The sequence below is a fragment of the Microbacterium sp. NPDC079356 genome (genome assembly GCF_049545465.1).
Taxonomy (GTDB): Bacteria; Actinomycetota; Actinomycetes; order Actinomycetales; family Microbacteriaceae; genus Microbacterium; species Microbacterium gawkjiense.
This window is the reverse complement of the sequence record NZ_JBMWDN010000003.1, coordinates 261,478-282,029: the sequence shown is the minus strand read 5'-3', so window position 1 is coordinate 282,029 and position 20,552 is coordinate 261,478. Positions and strand designations below refer to the sequence as shown.

Sequence of the window (20,552 nt, the reverse complement as noted above, 5' to 3'; positions counted from 1 at the left end):
GCTACCTGAAGGTCGAAACCCCCGCAGCATCGAGAAGGCGTGACGCGTCGCGCGTCAGCCGCGGAGGTCCCGCAGGACGAGCGCGGTGCGGATGGCGGCATCCGCTGCTTCTGCGCCCTTGTCCTCCTTCGAGCCTGCGAGGCCTGCGCGGTCGAGGCCCTGCTGCTCATCGTCCAGCGTCAGCACGCCGAAGCCGACGGGCTTGCCGGTGTCGAGAGCGACGCGGGTGAGTCCGTCCGTCGCGGCCGACGAGACGAAGTCGAAGTGCGGGGTCCCGCCGCGGATGATGACGCCCAGCGCGACGGCCGCGTCGGCGCCGGCGTCGAGCGCGGCCTTGGCGGCGACGGGCAGCTCGAACGAGCCCGGTACGCGCACGAGGCGCCACGTGGCGCCCGAGGCGTCGAGGATGCGCTTCGCGCCCGCGATCAGGCCGTCGGTGATCGTGTCGTGCCACTGCCCGGCGATCACGACGACGGACAGGCCGCTCGCGTCGACCGCTTCGGCCCGGGGTGCTCCGTGTCCGCTCATGCGGTGTGCTCCTCACTGTGCGCGAGGGCCTCGCGCAGTTCGTCGGCGTCGATGATGTGGCCCATGCGGTCGGCCTTCGTCGCCAGGTACTGGTGGTTGTTCGCGCCGACCCCGACCAGCAGGGGCACCTGGTCGACGATGGTGAGACCGAGGGCACGCAGCTGCGCGACCTTGTCGGTGTTGTTGGTCAGCAGACGGATCTGCTTCACGCCGAGGTCGGACAGGATGCCGGCGGCCGCCGCGTAGTCGCGGGCGTCGGCCGGCAGGCCGAGCGCGAGGTTCGCATCGACGGTGTCGAGGCCCCGCTCCTGCAGGCTGTACGCGCGCAGCTTGTTGATGAGGCCGATGCCGCGGCCCTCGTGGCCGCGCATGTAGATGACGACGCCGCCGTCCTGCTCGATCGCGTCGAGCGCCGCCTCGAGCTGCGGTCCGCACTCGCACTTGAGCGAGCCGAACGCCTCACCCGTGAGGCACTCGGAGTGCACGCGCACGAGCGGTGCCTCCTCGGTGAGGTCGCCCGAGACGACGGCGATGTGGTCGGTGCCGGTGATCCGGTCCTTGTAGGCGAGGAAGCGGAACTGGCCGTGCGAGGTGGGGACCGTCGCCTCGGCGCGCAGGCTCACGCGGCGCTTGGCGGTGTGGTCGGTGTGGGCGGCGGTGCCGTCGCCGTCGGCTGCGCTGACGTGCGCGATGAGCTGCTCGATCGTGATGACGGGGATGCCTTCGCGCTCGCCCATCTCGAGGAGTCCCGGCATCCGCATCATGCTGCCGTCGTCGGCGACGACCTCGCCGATCACGGCGACCGGCTGCAGGCCCGCGAGCTGCATGAGCTCGACGGCGGCCTCGGTGTGGCCGGCGCGCTCGCGCACGCCGCCGTCGACGGCGCGCAAGGGGAGTACGTGCCCCGGGCGGATGAGCGAGGACGGCACCGAGTCCGGGTCGGCCAGCACGTTGGCCGTGCGGGCGCGGTCCGAGGCGCTGATGCCGGTCGTGACGCCCTCCGCGGCGTCGACGCTCACCGTGTACGCCGTGCTCCGGGCATCCTGGTTCTGCTCGACCATGGGAGGCAGGTCGAGGCGGTCGGCCCAGTCGGCCGGCATCGGGGCGCACAGGAACCCGCTGGACCAGCGGATGGTCCACGCGAGCCACTCCGGCGAGGCGAGCTCGGCGGACAGGATGATGTCGCCCTCGTTCTCGCGGCTTTCGTCGTCGGCGACCAGGATCGGTCGGCCTTCCTTGAGGGCTGCCAGGGCGTCGGGGATGGACGAAAGGCTCATCGGGAGCCTCCTTCTTCTGCGGACGGGATGCCGTCGGTTGAGGCGAATCGGAGCAGGCGCTGCACGTGCCGCGCCAGGATGTCGGTTTCGAGGTTGACGCGGTCGCCGGGGGCGAGCGTGCCGAGGGTGGTCACCTCGAGCGTCTCGGGGATGAGGGAGATCTCGAACCAGTGCGACGCGGCGTCGGGCTCGGACACGTCCGAGACGGTGAGCGAGACGCCCTGGACCGTGATGGACCCCTTGTCGACGACGAGCGGGGCGAGGTCGGCCGGCAGCGAGACGCGGATGACGCGCCACTGCTCGCCGGGGCGGACCTCGAGGACCCCGCCCGTGCCGTCGACGTGTCCCTGCACGATGTGTCCGCCGAGGCGCGTGTGCGCGGCGAGGGCACGCTCGACGTTCACTCGGGAGTCGACCCCGAGGGTGGCGAGCGTCGACATGTCGAGCGTCTGCTTCATGACGTCGGCCGTGAACCCCTCGGAGGTCTGGTCGGTGACCGTCAGGCAGACGCCGCTGATCGAGATCGAGTCGCCGCGCTGCGCGTCCGAGACGGCGAGGGGCGCGCGCACGGTGAGTCGCACGCCGTCGCCGGAGGGCTCGATCGCCGTGATGACGCCCTGTTCTTCGATGATGCCGGTGAACATCAGGCCTCCTGGGGGGTGAGGGTGACGAGGATGTCGTCGCCGAGTCGGTCGACGCCCGTGATGTCGAGGCGTCGCTGCTGGGAGATGGTCGCCACGCCGATGTCGCCGACCGCGAGGCGGTCGCCGCCGATCAGCGTCGGTGCGACGTAGACGAGGAGCTCGTCGACGAGCCCCTGGCGCAGGAAGGATGCCGCCAGTGTCGGGCCGCCCTCGATGAACACACGCTGGGCGCCGAGCTCGCGGAGGCGGTCCAGCAGGTCCCGCAGGTCCTCGCCCTCGTCCTGCATGAACGGCCGCGGGTGCTTGCGCAGTCGCGCCTCCTGCGGCACGGCGCGGACGCCGACCACGACGGGTCGGGGCTGGTCCTCGTAGAGTCCGCCGTCCTCGCGCCGTGCCGTCAGTGCGGGATCGTCCGCGAGGACGGTTCCCGTCCCCACCACGATCGCGTCCGCCAGCGAGCGTCGGCGGTGCACGTCGGCGCGGGCCTCGGGTCCCGTGATCCACTGGCTGGTGCCGTCGGATGCCGCGGCCCGCCCGTCGAGCGACTGCGCCCACTTCAGGGTCACGTGGGGCCTTCCGAGGCGCTGCACGGTCAGCCACGACGCGATGAGCGTCTCGCCCTCGTCGCGCAGCACGCCGCCCTCGACCTCGACGCCGGCGTCGCGGAGCCGCGCGGCGCCCCCGGAGGACACCTCGCCCGGGTCGTCGACGGCGTACACGACGCGGGCGACGCCGGCCTCGATGAGCGCGACCGCGCAGGGGCCGGTGCGCCCGGTGTGGTTGCACGGCTCGAGGGTCACGACGGCCGTCGCGCCGCGCGCGGCATCCGGTCCGAGCGTCGAGAGGGCGTCGATCTCGGCGTGCGGCGTCCCCGCGCCGTGATGCCAGCCCTCGGCGAGCACCTCGCCCGCGGGGGAGAGGATGACCGCGCCGACCTGCGGGTTGACCCCCCGCGGTCCACGCTGAGCGAGCGCGAAGGCGTGGCGGAGCGCGGCGCGCTCTGCGTCGGTGGCACTCATCCGGATCCTCACGATGGGGTGTTCCGGGGTGCGGGCGCGTCAGGCGGTCCCGCAGGGTCACTGCGGGCGCCCGTGCTGCCTCCCATCCGGACTAGCGACTCGCGTCGCATCACCGTCGGTTCCGGATTTCCACCGGATCAGCAGGACCTCGGGTCCCGCTCGCGGACTGTCACCGCCGGTTCGGATTCCCACCGACCCCGGAGCACGTTTCTTGCTCTCGAAGTCTAGTCAACCGGGATGACGCGGATTCATTCCCCGTCATCTCTTGACGTGGACGATCATCCGGTCAACGCGCGGGCGGTGGCCTCGTCGACGACGAGCTCGGTGACCAGCCGCGCCGCGAGCGCACCGCGGAGGCCGTCGCGTTTGTCGACGCCCGACACGATGCACACCCGGCTCGGCACGCGACGCAGCACCTCGAAGCGGGGACCGGTCGCCCGGTCGTTCAACTCGATCCCGCGGGTCGACCCGTCGAGGCGGTAGAAGACCGTGGCGACGTCGCCCACCACGCCCTCGCGGTCGAGCGCCGCGAGCTCCTCGGGTTCGAGGTAGCCGCCGGAGTACACGTGGCTGGGGACGCGCGAATCCGCCGCCCCGACGCTGAAGACGACGAGGTCCATCGCCGCCTGCATGGCCAGGATGCGGGTGGTGCTCCGCTCGCGCCACATGGCCTGCTTCGTGAGCGGATCGTCGAAGAACGCGGGCACGGGGAACTGCTGCACGCTGCCGCCGTAGGCGACGGCAAAGCGGCTCAGGATGTCGCTCGCGTACAGCAGGCCCGTGGTGCGGGTGTTCCCGGAGCCGTTCAGCTGCACGAAGGTCGTGCCGTGCACGGCCTTGGGGACGAGGCGGCGGCTGACCGCGGCGGTGGTGGATCCCCACGCGACGCCGACCGTCGCATCCGCTTCGATGAGATCGCCGAGCAGGTGTGCCGCGGCGGTCGCGACCCGCTCCAGTCGTTCCACCTCGCTCGCGTCGTCGGGGACCGGGACGACGTGAGCGGTGATGCCGTAACGATCGGCGAGCTCCTGCTCCAGCAACTGCGGGGCGGCGAAGGGGGAGCGGATGCGGATGTCGACGATGCCCGTCGCGCGGGCGCGCGACAGCAGGCGCGAGACGGTCGAGCGCGAGGTGCCGAGTTCCCGGGCGATGGCCTCCATCGTGCGGTCCTGGACGTAGTACAGGTGCGCCGCGGTGAGCGCGCGTCGGATGTCATCCGGGTCCAGGGTCTCGTCCACGGATGACAGTGTGCACGTATGTGCAACCGGACTGCAATCCCGTCCACCACTGTCATCATGGTTCCATCGGCTTCTCCGGAAGCGGTCTGAGGCGAGCGGGGCGAGAGCCCGGCAGAAGTGGGAGTGTGACGTGGACACCGAGACCCGACAGGCGACGACGGCGCTGCGCGAGCGGCCGCAGGCGGACGTGCTCATCATCGGCGGCGGCATCAACGGCGTCGCGACCTTCCGCGACCTGGCGCTGCAGGGCGTCGACGTGGCGCTCGTCGAGCGCAGCGACTTCCTCTCCGGTGCGTCGGCGGCCTCGAGCCACATGATCCACGGCGGCATCCGTTACCTCGAGAACGGCGAGCTCCGCCTCGTCCACGAAGCGGTCACCGAGCGCAACGACCTCCTGACGACGGCGGCCCACTACGTGCGTCCGCTGCGGACCACCGTGCCGATCTTCTCGACGTTCTCGGGTCTGCTCTCCGCGCCGCTGCGCATGGTGCTCCACCGCAAGACCGCCTCCACCGAGCGCGGCGCCCTCCTGATCAAGGTCGGCCTCATCATCTACGACTCCTTCTCACGCGGCGGCGGCCGCGTGCCGCGGCACACCTTCCGCGGTCGGCGCCGCTCGCTGCGGGAGCTCCCCGACCTGAACGCCGACGTGAAGTACACGGCGACCTACTGGGATGCCTCCCTCCGCGAGCCCGAGCGCCTCGGCCTCGACCTCGTCCGTGACGGCGTCGCCCTCGGCGGCAGCCGCGCCCGCGCCGCCAACTACACCTCCGCGGTCGGAGTGCACGGCGGCAAGGTCGTCCTCCGCGACGAGGTCACCGGCGAGGAGTTCCCGTTCGCGGCATCCGTCGTCCTCAACGCGGCCGGCCCGTGGACCGACCTCGCCAACGAGGCGCTCGGTGACGCGACCCGGTACATGGGCGGCACCAAGGGCTCGCACATCGTCCTCGACCACCCCGAGCTGATGCAGGCGACCGGTGGTCGGGAGATCTTCTTCGAGCACTCCGACGGTCGCATCGTGCTCATCTACCCGCTCAACGGTCGGGTCCTCGTCGGCACGACCGACCTCGAGCACGACATGTCCGAGCCCGCCGTCTGCACGGAGGAGGAGGTCGACTACTTCCTCGACCTCATCGGCCACGTCTTCCCGTCGATCCCCGTCGACCGGTCCCAGATCGTGTTCCGCTACTCGGGCGTCCGCCCGCTCCCCGGTCACGGCGACATGGCCGCCGGTTTCGTGTCGCGCGACTACCGCATCGAGGAGGCGACGCTGCCGGGTTCCGACGGCGTGCCGGTGCTCAGCCTCGTCGGCGGCAAGTGGACGACGTTCCGCGCCGTCGCCGCACGCCTGGCCGACGAGCTGATGTCCCGGATCGGACGCACGCGGGTCCGCTCGACCAAGGGGCTCCCCATCGGCGGCGCCGTCGGCTTCCCCCGCACCGACGCCGAGCGCGACGCCTGGGTGCACCACCACTTGTCGGACTTCGGTGCCGAGCGCGGCACCCGCCTGCTGCACCGCTACGGCACGCACGCCCTCGCCGTGGCCGCCTCGCTCCGGCAGGACGCCCAGGACGCACCCCTCAGCTCGCTGCCCCGCTTCAGCTCGGGCGAGTTCCGCCACATCGCGCGCACCGAATCGATCGTGCACCTCGAGGACATCCTGCTGCGCCGCACCAACATCGCGTTCCGCGGCGAGGCGACCCCCGAGGTCGTCGAAGAGGTGGCCGACGCCGTCGCGGATGTGATGGGCTGGGATGCCGCGACGCGCCGCACCGAGATCGATCGGGCGCTCGCCGCGGTGCACGCCGCCGATCCCGTCGTCGTCTGACGCCGGCATCCCCGTCGCCTCACCGGCGATGAGCACTCGAAGAGGAGACGAGACGTGACCGATCACGTGATCGCCATCGACCAGGGAACGACCTCGACACGAGCGATCGTGTTCGACGGGGAGGGCACCCTCGTCGCGACCGCGCAGCGGGAGCACGAGCAGATCTTCCCCCGCGCCGGCAGGGTCGAGCACGACCCGGTCGAGATCTGGACGAACACCGAATGGGTGCTCGCCAACGCGCTCGGGCAGGTGGGCCTGTCGGCCGCCGACGTGGCCGCGATCGGTGTCACCAATCAGCGCGAGACGGCGATCGTCTGGGATCGTCGCACCGGCCGGCCGATCCATAACGCCCTCGTCTGGCAGGACACCCGCACCCAGCCCGCGATCGACCGTCTCATCGAGGCGCGCGGGGTCGACGCCTTCGCTGAGGTGACCGGGCTCCCGCTCGCGTCCTACTTCTCGGCGTCGAAGATCGCGTGGATCCTCGACCACGTCGACGGGGCGCGCGACGCCGCACGCCGGGGCGACCTGCTCTTCGGGACCCCCGACACCTGGGTCGTCTGGAACCTCACGGGCGGCAGCGACGGCGGCATCCACATCACCGACGTCACCAATGCGAGCCGCACCCTGCTCATGGACCTGGCCACGCTCGACTGGTCGGACGAGATGCTGCAGGTGTGGGACATCCCTCGCGAGATGCTGCCCGAGATCCGCTCGTCGTCCGAGGTCTACGGCGAGGTCGTGCAGCCGCGCGTCGCGCGCGGCATCCGCATCGCCGGCATCCTCGGCGACCAGCAGGCGGCGACCTTCGGTCAGGCCGCCTTCGACGCCGGGCAGTCCAAGAACACTTACGGCACCGGCAACTTCCTGCTCGTGGGCACCGGTACCGAGCTGGTGCGCTCGGATGCCGGCCTCATCACCACGGTCGCCTACCGCCTCGGGGACGAGCCGCCGCACTACGCACTCGAGGGCTCGATCGCCGTCACCGGTTCGCTCGTGCAGTGGCTGCGCGACAACCTCGGGATCATCTCCGAGTCCACCGAGGTCGAGCGGCTCGCCCGCACCGTCGAGGACAACGGCGGCGCCTACTTCGTGCCCGCCTTCTCGGGCCTGTTCGCGCCGTACTGGCGCCCCGACGCCCGTGGCGCGCTCGTCGGCCTCACCCGCTACGTCACGAAGGCCCACATCGCGCGGGCCGCTCTCGAGGCCACCGCGTTCCAGACGCGCGACGTCATCGCGGCCGTCGTCTCCGACACCGGTCGCGAGCTCGAGGAGCTGCGCGTCGACGGCGGGATGACGCGCAACGACCTGCTCATGCAGTTCCAGGCCGACATCCTGGGCATCCCTGTCGTCCGCCCGAAGGTCGTCGAGACCACGGCCCTCGGCGCCGCGTACGCCGCGGGACTGGCCGTCGGCGTCTGGTCGGGGAAGGACGCTCTGCGCGGCTACTGGCAGGAGGACCGCCGGTTCGAGCCGCAGATGGATCCCGACGAGCGGGACCGCCGCTGCCGCCTGTGGGCGAAGGCCGTCGAGAAGTCCATGGGATGGGTCGACGACGACGCGCGCGTGCTCGCCGGGACCGTCTGAGCTATTTCAGCAGCCGCGACAGCCGGCGGTCGGCGAGGATCTTGCCGCCCGTCTGGCACGTCGGGCAGTACTCGAGGCTGTTGTCGGCGAAGAAGACCGACCGCACCTCGTCGCCGCACACCGGGCACGCCTCGCCGCGGCGGCCGTGGACGGCCATCCCGCGCCGTTTGGCGTCCTTGAGGTCGGCGGGCGGTTTGCCGGATGCCGCGGCCACCGCCTCGGCGAGCGTCTGCTGCATCGCCGCGTAGAGCCGATCGATCTCGGCATCCGTCAGCGTTGCCGCCAGGGCATAGGGAGACATCTTCGCGGCGTGGAGGATCTCGTCGGAGTAGGCGTTGCCGATGCCGGCGATGATCGACTGGTCGCGCAGGACGCCCTTGATCTGCGTCCGGCGTCCGGCGAGGAGCTCCGCGAGCGTGTCGCGGGTGAATCCGTCGTCGAGCGGATCGGGACCGAGGCGTGCGATCCCCGGGACGTCGGCGGGGGAACGCGCGGCGTAGTACGCGAGCGACTTCTTGGTGCCGGCCTCCGTCAGGTCGAACCCGGAGCCGTCGTCGAAACCCACCCGCAGCGCGATCGGGGTCTTACCCGGCCGGATGACCGTCGCCGGCAGTTGGTCGTACCACCGCAACCAGCCCGCCTTGGCGAGATGGAAGATGAGGTGGGCACCGGCATCCGTCTCGAGGTCGACGAACTTGCCGTGCCGCTGCGCACCCGTCACCGTCGCGCCCGTCATCGCGTCGATCGGGGGGTCGTACGTCTTCAGCGCGGCGATGTTCGCGACCGACACCTTCGTGACGGTCAGTCCCGTCGCGCGCTCGCGGAGGAAGTCGACCAGTCCCTGCACCTCGGGCATCTCAGGCATGCGGTCATCCTGCCACCCCGGTCCGACGGCGGTGAGGGGGTTGTCAGATCACCGGCCAGGGCACCGGGGTGCGGTCGTCGGTCGGCAGGAGACCTGCGATCCAGCCGTCGTGGCGTCCGCGGGGGTCGTTCAGACCCTGCCGGAGGAGGCCCTCGTACCGGAAGCCGAGCTTCTGAGCGACGCGCGCCGACGGGACGTTGCCGACGATCGCGCGCCACTGGATGCGCGCGAGCCGGAGCGGTTCGGCGAAGCCCGCGTCGATCACGGCGGTCGCCGCCTCGGTGAGGTAGCCGTGGCCGCGGGCCGCGGCATCCATCCAGAACCCGATCTCGGCGGACCCCTGCTTCTCGAACCGGTGCAGCCCGATCATGCCGATCCAGCGGCCCTCGGTGCGGATGGCCCAGGTGAGCTCGCTCTCCTCGTCCCACCAGGCGGCCGCCTTGGCGATGAACTCCTCGGCGTCGCGACGCTCGTACGGCGCAGGGAGCGTCGTCCACCGCGGCACCTCCGGGTCCTGCGCCGCGGCGGTGATCGCATCGACGTCGTCCGCCGTCGGCACCGACAGCTCGAGCCGTGCGGTCCGCAGGGTCACCGGTTCCATCCTCCGACCCTATCCACGCACGTGCCGTCTTCCGTTCCGGATGCAGGTGCAGATGCGCCGTGGACGGCGCTCGTCGACGCATTCGCCTTCTCCTCCTGCATTCGGCACGGAGACTCCTCCCCGAGGTCGTCTTCGGAACGACCGACCACATTCCCCGCCGAAGCAGGCTGCGCACTGGGCGGTGTCGGGGAGCGTCGTCGCATGACCTCGTCGCACGATCGGCGTGCCTTCGCCGCCGAAGCAGAAACCCTCCTCGCCGTGCGGTCACAGACCGCGCACGAACTCCGTTCGGCAGGGATGTCGAAACGGTCGATCGCGCGGGCTGCGGCGGATGGCATGATCCTGGCGGTCCGTCGCGGCCGGTACGTCGCCTCGGACGCGCCGGTCGATGTCATCCGCGCCGCGCGCGTCGGCGGTCGACTGACCTGCGTGAGCGCGCTCCGGCTCTTGGGGATCTTCACCCTCGCGTCGGAGGATCTGCATGTGCACGTCCCGCCGCACGCGGCTCGCCTCCGGATACCGCAGGAGGGAGCCTTCCGGCACTGGTCGCCACCGATCGGGCAGCGACCTTCCGGCGCCGGCATTTCTCACCCATGGGACCTCCTCGCTCACGCGATCGTCTGCCAGCCACCCGCGGCGGCTGTGGCGACCCTCGACAGTGCCCTGCACCGGGGCCTGGTCGCTCCGTCTGAGCTCGATCTCGTCTTCGCCGCCGTGCCTCGCAAGTACCGCGTCATCCGGAATCTGCTCGACGGCCGAGCCGAGTCCGGGCCGGAGTCGTTGATGCGCCTCATCTTGCGTCGCCTCGGCGTGAGGGTGGAGTTGCAGGTGAGGATCGACGGCGTGGGGAGGGTCGATCTACTTGTCGACGGATGGCTTGTCGTCGAGTGCGACAGTGATGCGCACCATTCCGGTCCGCTCGCCCACCGGGTCGACCGAGGCCGCGACCTGGCGCTCGCTGCACTCGGCTACACGACGCTCCGGCCGATGGCGGCCGACATCATGTGGAATCCCGACCGGGTGGTTGCAGCGGTGAGGGGATTGCTGCGCGCGCGGCGACGCTGACGCTGTGCCGAACGCAGGTTCAGCGTCGGTGATGCGGTCGGAAACGTCCTGAATGCGCGTCTGAACCTGCATCCGGTACGCGAACCGTCGTGCACTCCGCGCTCGTGCGGCGTCAGCCCTCGGGGTGCTGCTGGATCCAGACCGCCATCGCGGCCAGGTTCGCCAGCGGGGCCATGGCGCCGATCGCGGGGGCGTCGAACACCATCGAGGCGACGCCGGCCTCGGCGTAGCAGGCGACCCATCCGGCGGCATCCGGCAACGGCACGGCCAGCAGCCTGCCGGTCTCCTCGGGCGGGATGCCGAAGCCCGCCGCAGCGGCCTGTGCACGCTCCGGCGTCGAGAAGGCGAAGATCGCCGGACCCTGCTCGGTCGAGGCGGCGAACGGTGTGGGCTCCTGGTCGGTGCCGCGCGCGATGAAGATCCACTTCTCGAGCGTGAACACCGCCCGCCACAGGCGTTCCTGCGCGGCGCGGTCGTCGGGCGCGGCCATGGACGGGCCGGCCGCCGCGTCGATCGCGGCGACGAGCTCCGGCGCGGGGCTGAGCCTCGGTTCCTCAGACACGTCGCAGCAGTCCGAGCTTGTCGTACACGTCGTTGAGGGTGCGGTCGGCGACCTCGTCGGCGCGCGCCGCGTTGGCGGCGAGCACCCGGTCGAGCTCCGCCGGGTCGTCGAGCAGTTCGAGCGCCCGCTCGCGCACGGGACCGAACTCCGACACCACGACCTCGGCGAGCCCCTTCTTGAAGTCGCCGTAGCCGCGGCCGGCGTACTCGTCCTCGATCGAGGGGATCTGCCGCCCCGTCAGAGCGGCGTAGATCACGAGCAGGTTCGACACCCCGGGCTTGGCCTCGCGGTCGTACCGGACGACACCCTCCGAGTCCGTGACGGCGCGCATGACCTTCTTCGCCGACTTCGACGGGTCGTCCAGGAGCCAGAGCACACCGGCATCCGATTCGGCGGACTTCGACATCTTGGACGTCGGGTTCTGCAGGTCGTAGATGCGGGCGGTGTCCTTCTGGATCACCGGCATCGGCACGCGGAACGCCTCGCCGTAGCGGCCGTTGAAGCGCTCCGCCAGCGTGCGGGTCAGTTCGACGTGCTGCTTCTGGTCGTCGCCGACGGGCACGATGTCGGTCTGGTACAGCAGGATGTCGGCGGCCATGAGGATCGGATAGGTGAACAGGCCGACGTTCGTGGCATCGGTGCCGTAGCGGGCCGACTTGTCCTTGAACTGGGTCATCCGGTTCGCCTCGCCGAAGCCGGTCACGGTCGACAGCACCCAGGCGAGCTCGGCGTGCGCACGGACGTGCGACTGCACGTACAGCGTCGACTTCGACGGCTCGATGCCCGCGGCGATGTACTGCGCCGCGGTGCGCCGGGTCTTCTCCCGCAGCTCGGCGGGGTCGTTCGGCTGGGTGAGGGCGTGCAGGTCGACGACGGAGAAGAACGCGTCGTAGGACTCCTGCAGGTCCCGCCACTGCATGAGCGCCCCGATGTAGTTGCCGATCTGGAGGGAGTCGGCGGAGGGCTGCATTCCGGAGTACAGGCGGGGTTTGCTCACCCTACGATCCTAGGCGCGAACGGATGCCGCGCCCCTCGCCGCCGGCTTCAGCCGCCGAGCGTGTAGTCGGCCACGACGGGCGCGTGGTCGCTCCAGCGCGTGTCCCAGGAGGGCGCCCGGACGACGTGGTAATCGGTCGCGCGGGTCGCGAGTTCGGCGGTCGCGAGGTGGTAGTCGATGCGCCAGCCGGTGTCGTTGTCGAACGCCTTGCCGCGGTTGGACCACCACGTGTACGGCCCGTCGATCTCTCCGGCGAACGAGCGCCCGACGTCGACCCAGCCGAGGCCGCGACCGCTCTCGCCGTCCACGGTGGTGACGGTCTCGCCCGCGGGTGCGGTGAACCGGTCGAAGTACGCCCGCTCGCGGGGCAGGAATCCGGCCTTCTTGACGTTGCCCTTCCAGTTGCGGATGTCGAGCTCACGGTGGCCGACGTTGAGGTCGCCGGTGATGAGGGCGAGGTCGCCGAGGTGCGGCATCCGCTCTTCCGTCGCGTCGAGGAACGCGTACTTGGCGTCCTGCTTCTCGGTACCCGCCTCGCCCGTGAAGACGTAAGCGCTGATGACGGTGAGGGTCTCGCCCTCGACCTCGACGTCCGCCTCGACCCAGCGCCCCTTCGAGTCGAGCGTGTCGTCGCCCAGCTCGATGCGCCAGACGTCCAGCGGCTCGCGGGCGGCGATGGCGACGCCGGCACGCCCCTTCGCGAGGGCTTCGTCGTTCACGACGTGCCAGCCGGGCAGGGCGGCGGTGAGATCGGATGCCTCGGCCCGCACCTCCTGCAGCGTGAGGATGTCGACCCCCGCCGTTTCGAGCCAGCCGTGCATGCCCTTCCGGGCGGCGGCGCGGATGCCGTTGACGTTGACGGAGGCGATGCGGACGGTTCGAGGCACGCCTTTCAGCCTAAGCGGGGCCGCCGACACCGGTCGTGCCGCGGGTCTGCGCGAGCAGGTCCTCGGCGCGGCGCAGGTCCCGGCGCGCGCCGGGGCGTTCCCACCAGCGCGCGCGGGCGAGCGCCGACCGGGCCTCGCGCACGCCCGCCTCGGCGACCACCCGTAGCGCCTCGCGCTCGGCGGCGCGCTGCTGCTCGGCGGTCGGGGGCGCGAGGGGGATGTCGGCATCCCGAGCCGCGACCCCGATCCAGGATGCCGCGACGAGCATCACGATCCCGGCCAGACGCAGCCACAGCAGCAGACCGACGACGACGGAGAAGGTGGCGAGCAGGGGGTTGGTGGGGGAGTAGGCGGCGAGGAAGCCGAAGCCCAGCTGCAGGAGCGCGAGCGCCGCGCCGCCGGCGGTCGCCCCGGGGATGATGGAGCGCCACGGCAGCGAGGTCCCGGTGAGGAAGCGGATCAGCAGCGTCAGAGCGGCGGAGTTGAGCGCGACGCTGACGACGACCGACCCGATCCGGCTGGCGAGTTCGGCGGCCGATGAGGGCACGTCGACCTCCAGCCACCGCAACGCCTGCGTCAGGACACCGCCGGCGACCAGCCCCAGGCCGGCGCCGAGGACGAGCGCGGCGCCGAACAGGATCGCCGCGACGAGGTCGCCGAGTTTCAGCAGCACGAAGCTGCGGGTGTCGAACGGCAGCCCGAAGATGTTGCGGACGGCCCGTCGGGTGAAGGTGACGAACCCGATGGCGGTCCACACGGCGACACCGAGGGCGATCGTTCCGGTGACGGCGAGCAGGCTGCCGCTGTCGCGGGCGATCGACGCCACGTCGTCGGGATCCACGGGCCCCGCCTCACCGATGAAGCCCGGGATGTAGGAGTTGACGACCCGGATGAGGCCGTCGATCGCCGCCTGCGACCCGCCGAGCCACAGGCCGACCACGGCGAACGCCGAGTACAGCGTCGCGAACAGCGCGAACAGGGACTGGTAGCTGATGGATGCCGCCAGCAGGAACCCGTTCCGACGCAGGAAGTGCCGCCACACCCGCACCGGGAACGACGCGACCGTCGCCCGGGTGAGCTGGGTGGCCCGCTCGATCGGCTGTTCGAGGCGCTCACGAAGACGAGACGCCTCCCACCGCTCGCGCAGGGGAGGCGTCGTGTCGTCCGAGGTCACGCCTCGAGGCTATCGGCCGGTTCAGCCGCGCAGGACCGCCTGCTTGACCTCGGCGATGGCCTTCGTGATCTCGATGCCACGTGGGCAGGCCTCGGTGCAGTTGAAGGTCGTGCGGCAGCGCCACACGCCCTCCTTGTCGTTGAGGATGTCGAGGCGCACGTCGCCGGCGTCGTCGCGCGAGTCGAAGATGAAGCGGTGCGCGTTGACGATCGCGGCGGGGCCGAAGTACTGACCGTCGGTCCAGAACACGGGGCACGACGAGGTGCACGCGGCGCAGAGGATGCACTTGGTGGTGTCGTCGTAAACGGCGCGGTCCTTGATGGACTGGATGCGCTCCTTGCCCGGCTCGGGCGCGGTGTTCGCTTGCAGGAAGGGCTGCACGTCGCGGAAGGACTCGAAGAACGGGTCCATGTCGACGATGAGGTCCTTCTCGAGCGGCAGGCCCTTGATCGCCTCGACGTAGATCGGCTTCGAGATGTCGAGGTCCTTGATCAGCGTCTTGCAGGCGAGGCGGTTGCGGCCGTTGATGCGCATGGCGTCCGAGCCGCAGATGCCGTGCGCGCACGAGCGACGGAAGCTCAGCGTGCCGTCGACGTCCCACTTGATGCGGTGCAGCGCGTCGAGCACGCGGTCGGTCGGGTACATCTCGACGTCGTAGTCGACCCAGCGGGGCTCCGCATCCACTTCGGGGTCGAAGCGCCGGATGATGAAGGTGACCAGGTACGACTGGATGCCGGAGTCGGTGGACTCCTTCGTGCCGGTCGGAGCGTCGGAATCGACGATGGTCATCAGTACTTCCTCTCCATCGGCGGGTAGTTGTACTCGCCCTGCTCGTTCTTGGTGAACACGACCGGCTTCCAGTCCAGGCGGATGTGGTCCTCGGGGTTCGCGGAGTGCGGGTCGCCCGTGAGGTAGGCCATCGTGTGCTGCATGTACTTCTCGTCGTCGCGGTCGGGGTAGTCCTCGCGCATGTGACCGCCACGGCTCTCACGCCGGTTGCGGGCGGCGTAGGCGACGATCTCGGCGATGTCGAGCAGGAAGCCCAGCTCGACGGCCTCGAGCAGGTCGGTGTTGTACCGCTTGCCCTTGTCGTCGACGTGGACGTTCTTGTACCGCTCGCGCAGGTCGTTGATCGTGCCCATGACGTTGGTGAGCGTCTCCTCGGTGCGGAACACCTGGGCGTTGGCGTCCATCTCCTCCTGCAGCTTCTTGCGGAGGGTGGAGATGCGCTCGGTGCCGGTGTTGTTCCGCAGGCCCTCGATCATCTCGCGGACCTCCTTCGCGGGGTCCTCGGGGAGGGGCATGAACTCGGCCGTCTTCACGTACTCGACCGCGTTCTGACCCGAGCGCTTGCCGAAGACGTTGATGTCGAGCAGCGAGTTCGTGCCGAGGCGGTTCGCGCCGTGCACCGACACGCACGCGCACTCGCCGGCGGCGTAGAGGCCGGGGACGACGGTGTCGTTGTCGGCGAGGACCTCACCCTTGGTGTTGGTCGGGATGCCGCCCATCGCGTAGTGCGCGGTCGGCATGACCGGCACCGGCTCGACGACCGGGTCGACACCCAGGTAGGTTCGGGCGAACTCGGTGATGTCGGGGAGCTTGGTCTCGAGGACCTCTGCGCCGAGGTGGGTGCAGTCCAGGTAGACGTAGTCCTTGTTCGGGCCGGCGCCGCGGCCCTCGAGGACCTCCTTGACCATGCACCGGGCGACGATGTCGCGGGGGGCGAGGTCCTTGATGGTGGGGGCGTAGCGCTCCATGAAGCGCTCACCCGAGGCGTTGCGGAGGATCGCGCCCTCGCCGCGGGCACCCTCGGTGAGGAGGATGCCGAGGCCCGCCAGGCCTGTCGGGTGGAACTGGAAGAACTCGATGTCCTCGAGCGGCAGGCCCTTGCGCCACACGATCCCGACGCCGTCACCGGTCAGGGTGTGCGCGTTCGAGGTGGTCTTGAAGATCTTGCCGAAGCCGCCGGTGGCGAAGATGACGGCCTTCGCGTGGAAGACGTGCAGGTCGCCGGTGGCGAGCTCGTAGGCGACGACACCCGCGATGCCGGTGCGACCCACGGCATCCTTCACCGTGATCAGGTCGAGCGCGTAGAACTCGTTGAAGAAGTTGATGCCGAGCTTGACGCAATTCTGGAACAGCGTCTGCAGGATCATGTGGCCGGTGCGGTCGGCGGCGTAGCAGGCGCGGCGGACCGGGTTCTTGCCGTGCTCGGCGGTATGGCCGCCGAACCGGCGCTGGTCGATCTTGCCGTCGGGCGTGCGGTTGAAGGGCAGGCCCATGTTCTCGAGGTCGATGACCGCGTCGATGGCCTCCTTCGCGAGGATCTCGGCCGCGTCCTGGTCGACGAGGTAGTCGCCGCCCTTGACGGTGTCGAAGGTGTGCCACTCCCACGAGTCCTCTTCGACGTTCGCCAGTGCCGCAGCCATGCCGCCCTGCGCCGCGCCGGTGTGGCTGCGCGTGGGGTAGAGCTTCGTGATGACGGCGGTCTTCGCCCCGGGCCCGGCCTCGATGGCCGCGCGCATTCCGGCGCCACCGGCGCCGACGATGACGACATCGAACTGGTGGTAGTGGACGCCGTCCTTGACGACGGAGTCCGCGGTCTGAGTGCTCACGTGACGATTGCCTCTGTTCTATGCGTTTGCGTGCCGACGGGGGCCGGCTCAGCCCTGTGCCTTGCAGACCTCGGCCAGAACGCTGCCGTCGAGGTTGGGGATGCAGGGATCGAAGGTGAAGACCACGAGGGTGCCCAGCAGGATCATGAATCCGGCGACGACCCACAGGCTGGTGACGAGCACCTTCCGCACCTTCGCGTTGGTGACGTAGTCGTTGACGATCGTGCGCATGCCGTTGGTGCCGTGGATGAAGGCGAGCCACAGCATCAGCACGTCCCACCACTGCCAGAACGGGTTCGCGAACTTGCCCGCGACGAAGGCGAAGTCGAGCGCCGAGATGCCGTCGTCGACCATCAGGTTGACGAAGAGGTGACCGAAGATGAGCACGATCAGCAGCACGCCCGAGACGCGCATGAAGACCCAGCCCCACTTCTCGAGGTTCGGGCCCTTCTTGCGGACGGCGGCCTTGCCCTGCGGGGTGCGGGGCGCGACGAGGGTGTCGGCGGTCATCAGCGCTCGCCTCCCATGTGCGAGAAGACGTTCGGAAGGTGGCGGGCGGAGAACCCGACGAGCGTGACGGCCCAGACGGCGAGCACACCCCACCACAGCTGACGCTGGTGGCGCGTGGCCCACGGCCACAGGTCGACCGCGATGATGCGGAGCCCGTTGAACGCGTGGTAGACGATGGCGGCGACCAGCGCGACCTCGCCGAGACCCATGATCGGGTTCTTGTACGTGCCGATGACTGCGTTGTATGCGTCGGGGGAGACCCGGATGAGGGCCGTGTCGAGCACATGCACGAGCAGGAAGAAGAAGATGGCGATGCCGGTGATGCGGTGCAGCACCCACGACCACATGCCCTCGTTGCCGCGGTACAGCGTGCCGCGCGGGGTCTTGGACGTGGTCTCAGCTACCGACGGCGTGACGCGTGCTGGTGCAGACACGGTCGTCCTCCCTTGGGTGAGATGGGTCGCGCTGCGCGGCGAGGTCACGGCATCCCGAGGGAATGTCGCCCATCGTCGCAAGCGGGCGCAGCGTCCATCCTAAGCGGCCCTGAAGGTGCCGGGCGAGGAAGGGGAGCCTTAGAACATATTGGTCACGGGCGCGGCCTCGGCCGACCGTCGTCGTCATGCGTCCGGAACGGGTGCGTCACGGGCGGCCGGTAGGGTTCGGAGCATGGCCGAACACATCGAGGACTTCTACGCCGTGATCCCCGCCGGAGGCGTCGGTTCGCGGCTGTGGCCGCTCTCGCGGGCGGATGCGCCGAAGTTCCTCCACGACCTCACCGGCTCGGGGCATTCGTTGCTGCGCGACACCTGGAACCGGCTCGAGCCCCTCGCCGGTCCCGACCGGATCGCCGTCGTCACCGGGCGCGCCCACCGTGCCGCGGTCGAGGCGCAACTGCCGGGCATCCCCGACAAGAACGTCGTCCTCGAGTCCGAGCCGCGGGACTCGGCCGCGGCGATCGGTCTCGCAGCGGCGATCCTGCACCGCCGGCATCCCGACGTCGTCATCGGCTCCTTCGCGGCCGACCACGTCATCCGCGGATCGCGCGTCTTCGAGTTCGCGGTGCGCGACGCAGTCGAGGTCGCCCGCGAGGGGTACATCTGCACGATCGGCATCCAGCCCTCCGAGCCCGCCGTGGGCTTCGGCTACATCAAGAGGGGCGGCGAGTTGATCGTCGACGGCGCCCGGGATGCCTCGCTGGTCGAGCGTTTCGTCGAGAAGCCCGACCTCGAGACCGCCAAGACCTACGTCGCCGACCGCTCCTACCTCTGGAACGCGGGCATGTTCATCTCGCGGGCCGACGTGCTGCTCGCCGAGATCGAGGCCAACAACCCCGCCCTGCACGCCGGGCTCATCGAGCTGGCGGAGGCCTGGGACGACCGCGACCGACGCGGGCCCGCCGTCGACCGGATCTGGCCCACGCTCGAGAAGATCGCCATCGACTACGTCGTCGCCGAGCCCGCCGCCGAGAAGGGCCGGCTCGCCGTCGTGCCGGGCCACTTCGACTGGGACGACGTCGGCGACTTCGCGAGTCTCGCGAAGCTCAACTCCGGCGGCCGCACCGACCTGGCGATCCTCGGTCAGAACGCACGCGTGCTGTCGGACCGGGCCAGCGGCATCGTGGTGTCGCAGACGAGCCGCGTCATCAGCATCATCGGCGTGAAGGACATCGTCGTCGTCGACACCGACGACGCGCTGCTCGTCACCACCGCCGAGCACGCCCAGCGCGTCAAGAGCGTCGTCGACGCCCTGAAGGTCACCGGTCGCGGCGACGTCCTCTGACCGGCGTCATCCGGCGTTCGCAATTGTGCAGGATGCCGCTCCCGTGACGGGATGATTGCGGCTTTGTAACCATTCCGGCGTACGGCCTGATCACGCTGCGTCCTCGGCGTCACAGTAGGTAACTTCAGTTGCGCACACCCGCGAAGTCCGCGGGTTCTCTTCCGTGGAGGCACTCTTGACCATCTCGAACCCGAAGAAGCTCGCCGGCATCGCCGGTGCCGCGCTTCTCATCGCCGCGCTGGCTGGCTGCGGTACCGCACCCGAGGCCAACCCGACGTCGTCCGGCGGCGCCGGTGGCGGCGACGTCGTCGACGGCTTCAAGCCCTGCCTGATCTCCGACGCTGGTGGCTGGAACGACAAGTCCTTCAACGAGTCGGCCAAGAACGGCATGGATAAGGCCGCCGATGAGCTGGGCATCGAGCCCCTCGAGTTCGAGTCGACCAACGACAACGACTACGAGCCCAACATGACCACGGCGATCTCCGAGGGCTGCACCCTCATCGTCTCGGTCGGCTTCAAGCTCGCCGCCGCGACCGTCGAGGCGGCTAAGGCCAACCCGAACCTGCAGTTCGCGATCATCGACGACTACGCGGATACCGACCAGGACGGCAAGACCGACGCCCCCAACATCAAGCCGCTCGTGTTCAACACGGCTGAGGCTGCCTACCTGGGCGGCTACGCCGCCGCTGCGTGGTCCGCGGAGGCCGGCGTCAACAAAGTCGGTACCTTCGGTGGCCTCCAGATTCCCTCGGTCGCGGTCTTCATGGACGGCTACGCCCTCGGCGTCGAGAAGTACAACGAGGACAAGGGCGCCGACGTCAAGCTGTTCGGCTGGGATGTTGCGGGCCAGAAGGGCGCCTTCACCGGCGGCTTCGACGCGAACGACACCGCCAAGCAGACCGCACAGTCGGTCCTTGACCAGGGCGTCGACGTCATCCTCCCCGTCGGCGGTCCGATCTACACGAGCGCGGCAGCGGCGATCAAGGACAGCGGTGACGACACTCTCATCCTCGGTGTCGACAGCGACCTCGCCGTCGCCGACGAGACGGTCTCCGACATCACACTGGTCTCGATCATGAAGGCGATCGACGTGGCCGTCTACGACACCACGGTCGCTGCGTCGTCCGGAGAGTTCGATGCTGCGCCGTACGTCGGCACCCTGGAGAACGAGGGTGTCAAGCTCTCGAGCTTCCACGACTTCGAGTCGAAGCTCCCCTCCGGTCTGACCGACGAGCTCGCCGCGCTCCAGAAGTCGATCATCTCCGGCGACATCACGGTGGAGTCCAAGAACTCGCCGTGATCTGAACGACATCCATTCGGGGCGGGCAGCGCAGAGCTGTCCGCCCCGAGTGACGTTCGCTCAACGTCTTATGGCG

Annotated in this window: 20 protein-coding genes and 1 riboswitch; of the genes, 5 read left to right on the top strand and 15 right to left on the bottom strand. The window is 69.9% G+C overall.

Annotated features, from left to right (window positions below):
- Window positions 1-54: 54 nt before the first annotated feature.
- From ribH to ACPEH0_RS09895, 5 genes are all read right to left on the bottom strand, one after another.
- Window positions 55-528: a 6,7-dimethyl-8-ribityllumazine synthase gene (gene ribH, locus ACPEH0_RS09915; protein WP_253034793.1), complete on the bottom strand. Its 474-nt coding sequence runs from the start codon at window positions 526-528 to the stop codon at window positions 55-57.
- Window positions 525-1,805 (bottom strand): GTP cyclohydrolase II, encoded by a 1,281-nt coding sequence (gene ribA, locus ACPEH0_RS09910; RefSeq protein ID WP_217531041.1) that lies wholly within the window; start codon window positions 1,803-1,805, stop codon window positions 525-527. Before ribA ends, ribH begins: the two co-directional genes overlap by 4 nt.
- A complete protein-coding gene (locus ACPEH0_RS09905) occupies window positions 1,802-2,449 on the bottom strand; it encodes a riboflavin synthase (RefSeq protein ID WP_366214040.1) in 648 nt (215 codons plus the stop codon). The genes ribA and ACPEH0_RS09905 overlap by 4 nt, the downstream gene beginning before the upstream one ends.
- Entirely contained in the window at window positions 2,449-3,468 is a 1,020-nt protein-coding gene (gene ribD, locus ACPEH0_RS09900; RefSeq protein WP_366214041.1) for a bifunctional diaminohydroxyphosphoribosylaminopyrimidine deaminase/5-amino-6-(5-phosphoribosylamino)uracil reductase RibD, read from the bottom strand. The genes ACPEH0_RS09905 and ribD overlap by 1 nt, the downstream gene beginning before the upstream one ends.
- A 69-nt stretch (window positions 3,469-3,537) precedes the next feature.
- Window positions 3,538-3,677: riboswitch (FMN riboswitch) on the bottom strand.
- Window positions 3,678-3,746: 69 nt separating this feature from the next.
- On the bottom strand, window positions 3,747-4,706 hold the full coding sequence (locus ACPEH0_RS09895) for a sugar-binding transcriptional regulator (protein ID WP_366214042.1): 960 nt from the start codon (window positions 4,704-4,706) through the stop codon (window positions 3,747-3,749).
- 130 nt (window positions 4,707-4,836) lie between these two features.
- On the opposite strand from ACPEH0_RS09895, the gene ACPEH0_RS09890 reads away from it, so the two are divergent.
- Both ACPEH0_RS09890 and glpK read left to right on the top strand, forming a co-directional pair.
- Complete coding sequence (locus ACPEH0_RS09890) at window positions 4,837-6,534, top strand: glycerol-3-phosphate dehydrogenase/oxidase (RefSeq protein WP_366214043.1); 1,698 nt, start codon at window positions 4,837-4,839, stop codon at window positions 6,532-6,534.
- A 54-nt stretch (window positions 6,535-6,588) separates the two neighbouring features.
- The gene (gene glpK / locus ACPEH0_RS09885) at window positions 6,589-8,121 is read left to right on the top strand and encodes a glycerol kinase GlpK (RefSeq protein WP_366214044.1); all 1,533 of its coding nucleotides are present in this window, start codon (window positions 6,589-6,591) and stop codon (window positions 8,119-8,121) included.
- A 1-nt stretch (window position 8,122) separates the two neighbouring features.
- Here glpK and ACPEH0_RS09880 read toward each other — a convergent pair whose 3' ends face one another.
- Both ACPEH0_RS09880 and ACPEH0_RS09875 read right to left on the bottom strand, forming a co-directional pair.
- Window positions 8,123-8,986 (bottom strand): Fpg/Nei family DNA glycosylase, encoded by an 864-nt coding sequence (locus ACPEH0_RS09880; protein WP_217531047.1) that lies wholly within the window; start codon window positions 8,984-8,986, stop codon window positions 8,123-8,125.
- 43 nt (window positions 8,987-9,029) lie between these two features.
- Window positions 9,030-9,587, bottom strand: a complete 558-nt coding sequence (locus ACPEH0_RS09875; protein WP_366214045.1) for a GNAT family N-acetyltransferase — start codon at window positions 9,585-9,587, stop codon at window positions 9,030-9,032.
- 201 nt (window positions 9,588-9,788) lie between these two features.
- On the opposite strand from ACPEH0_RS09875, the gene ACPEH0_RS09870 reads away from it, so the two are divergent.
- Complete coding sequence (locus ACPEH0_RS09870) at window positions 9,789-10,652, top strand: DUF559 domain-containing protein (RefSeq protein WP_311862990.1); 864 nt, start codon at window positions 9,789-9,791, stop codon at window positions 10,650-10,652.
- 112 nt (window positions 10,653-10,764) lie between these two features.
- Here ACPEH0_RS09870 and ACPEH0_RS09865 read toward each other — a convergent pair whose 3' ends face one another.
- Genes ACPEH0_RS09865 through sdhC form a run of 8 tightly spaced genes read right to left on the bottom strand, consistent with a single transcriptional unit; the run spans window position 10,765 to window position 17,831 of the window.
- The gene (locus tag ACPEH0_RS09865) at window positions 10,765-11,214 is read right to left on the bottom strand and encodes a hypothetical protein (RefSeq protein ID WP_366214046.1); all 450 of its coding nucleotides are present in this window, start codon (window positions 11,212-11,214) and stop codon (window positions 10,765-10,767) included.
- A complete protein-coding gene (trpS, locus tag ACPEH0_RS09860; RefSeq protein ID WP_082886045.1) occupies window positions 11,207-12,211 on the bottom strand; it encodes a tryptophan--tRNA ligase in 1,005 nt (334 codons plus the stop codon). Before trpS ends, ACPEH0_RS09865 begins: the two co-directional genes overlap by 8 nt.
- A 47-nt stretch (window positions 12,212-12,258) precedes the next feature.
- Entirely contained in the window at window positions 12,259-13,098 is an 840-nt protein-coding gene (locus tag ACPEH0_RS09855) for an exodeoxyribonuclease III (RefSeq protein WP_366214047.1), read from the bottom strand.
- A 10-nt stretch (window positions 13,099-13,108) separates the two neighbouring features.
- A complete protein-coding gene (locus ACPEH0_RS09850) occupies window positions 13,109-14,272 on the bottom strand; it encodes a YihY/virulence factor BrkB family protein (RefSeq protein WP_366214048.1) in 1,164 nt (387 codons plus the stop codon).
- A gap of 21 nt (window positions 14,273-14,293) precedes the next feature.
- The gene (locus ACPEH0_RS09845) at window positions 14,294-15,061 is read right to left on the bottom strand and encodes a succinate dehydrogenase iron-sulfur subunit (RefSeq protein ID WP_253035475.1); all 768 of its coding nucleotides are present in this window, start codon (window positions 15,059-15,061) and stop codon (window positions 14,294-14,296) included.
- The gene (gene sdhA / locus ACPEH0_RS09840) at window positions 15,061-16,887 is read right to left on the bottom strand and encodes a succinate dehydrogenase flavoprotein subunit (protein ID WP_064001350.1); all 1,827 of its coding nucleotides are present in this window, start codon (window positions 16,885-16,887) and stop codon (window positions 15,061-15,063) included. Before sdhA ends, ACPEH0_RS09845 begins: the two co-directional genes overlap by 1 nt.
- A 48-nt stretch (window positions 16,888-16,935) precedes the next feature.
- Window positions 16,936-17,397: a succinate dehydrogenase hydrophobic membrane anchor subunit gene (locus ACPEH0_RS09835; protein ID WP_217531053.1), complete on the bottom strand. Its 462-nt coding sequence runs from the start codon at window positions 17,395-17,397 to the stop codon at window positions 16,936-16,938.
- Complete coding sequence (sdhC, locus tag ACPEH0_RS09830) at window positions 17,397-17,831, bottom strand: succinate dehydrogenase, cytochrome b556 subunit (RefSeq protein ID WP_217531054.1); 435 nt, start codon at window positions 17,829-17,831, stop codon at window positions 17,397-17,399. The genes ACPEH0_RS09835 and sdhC overlap by 1 nt, the downstream gene beginning before the upstream one ends.
- A 232-nt stretch (window positions 17,832-18,063) precedes the next feature.
- Here sdhC and ACPEH0_RS09825 point away from each other — a divergent pair, with 232 nt between their 5' ends.
- Both ACPEH0_RS09825 and ACPEH0_RS09820 read left to right on the top strand, forming a co-directional pair.
- Window positions 18,064-19,176 carry a mannose-1-phosphate guanylyltransferase gene (locus ACPEH0_RS09825; protein WP_253035477.1) on the top strand — a complete coding sequence of 371 codons (1,113 nt, stop codon included), beginning with the start codon at window positions 18,064-18,066 and terminating at the stop codon, window positions 19,174-19,176.
- A 175-nt stretch (window positions 19,177-19,351) separates the two neighbouring features.
- Window positions 19,352-20,476, top strand: coding sequence for a BMP family lipoprotein (locus tag ACPEH0_RS09820; protein ID WP_217531220.1), 1,125 nt, complete (start codon window positions 19,352-19,354; stop codon window positions 20,474-20,476).
- Window positions 20,477-20,552: the final 76 nt, after the last annotated feature.